Origin of the sequence: Neisseria oralis (assembly GCF_045062685.1) — a bacterium.
GTDB lineage: Bacteria > Pseudomonadota > Gammaproteobacteria > Burkholderiales > Neisseriaceae > Neisseria > Neisseria oralis.
Map to the genome: position 1 here is coordinate 1 of NZ_JBJGEB010000094.1, position 249 is coordinate 249.

Annotated in this window: 1 protein-coding gene; it reads left to right on the forward strand. The window is 59.0% G+C overall.

The window, feature by feature from the left end; translation table 11 throughout:
* Window positions 1-249, forward strand: a 249-nt coding sequence (locus tag ACI43T_RS12215) for an HAD-IC family P-type ATPase (RefSeq protein WP_405387395.1), incomplete at both ends; no start/stop codon positions are given.

A 249-nucleotide genomic window follows, 5' to 3' on the forward strand; every position in this document is an offset into this window, starting at 1 on the left:
CTGGAATACGTCAAAGCCTTGCAAAAAGAAGGGAAAAAAGTGCTGATGATAGGCGACGGCATCAACGACGCGCCCGTTTTGGCGCAGGCAGACGTATCCGCCGCCGCAGCGGGCGGGACGGATATTGCGAGGGACGGCGCGGACATTGTGTTATTGAACGAAGATTTGCGTACCGTCGCCCACCTGCTCGATCAGGCGCGGCGCACCCGCCATATTATCCGGCAAAACCTGATATGGGCGGGCGCGTAC